Origin of the sequence: Empedobacter brevis (genome assembly GCF_965118635.1) — a bacterium.
GTDB classification, from domain to species: Bacteria; Bacteroidota; Bacteroidia; order Flavobacteriales; family Weeksellaceae; genus Empedobacter; species Empedobacter brevis_A.
Genome location: NZ_CBCPHV010000037.1, coordinates 1 through 781, shown reverse-complemented (window position 1 = coordinate 781; position 781 = coordinate 1). Strand labels below are relative to the sequence as shown.

The 781-nt window shown below is 33.3% G+C and carries 1 protein-coding gene; it reads right to left on the bottom strand.

The features are described from left to right. Positions 1–781 (bottom strand): hypothetical protein (locus ACMHJW_RS14665; protein ID WP_413534145.1); only part of this gene is annotated, 781 nt, incomplete at both ends.

Genomic DNA, 781 nt, shown 5'->3' with positions numbered 1-781 from the left:
GCGTTTAGCTCTCTCCAGGGCTTTGTTTGTTTTTTTACTTTCTGTTTCAGTTGGTTTTGCCTGTTTTTTTGCTCTTTTCTGGTTTGATTGAATTTGCTCATTAATTATATTTGCTTCAGCTTCAACCATCATTGTGTTATAAGATTCTTTATCACCTCCAAGAGCCATCATATCCAAATAATCAAGTTCAGCCATCGAATCTGCTACAGCTTGCTGTAATTCGGTAATATGCTTTTTATGTTCTTCTTTACGGTTGTAGTGATGTTCTAAGGCATTTTTATGATCTTCTGTCATTTCTGCATGGGACTGTATTCCTCTTAGTGCTTTTGGACATGTCATAATATATTTACCTTCCAAAGTGTATAAATCAGCTTCATTTTCATCCCAAAAGACTTGTACTTTAACAGAATATTTATTTTTAACTGATTTACTAATCGTTTTAATACCTTCACCTGCATAATCTGGAATTTCAAATAAATGATCTTCACGATAATGATAACCTTGCGCTTTTGATACTTTTACAAAACCTCGCATTTCATTTAGCGTAACTTTTGTCTTTTCTCCAAACAAATAGCGTAAAACGACACTATCAATAGGTGTACAAGAAGGGTGTATACTTACGTTGTATATATCATTTGGCGAAACTTCATTTCTTAAAGGAGCGTCGTTCCATCTTTTTATTAAATGGTGCATCATTATGCAGGCATCCTGATAATTAGGAAGATTATCATAACTTAAATAATCAGGGTTTGACTTTCCTTCAATATCTACATTCCAAGAT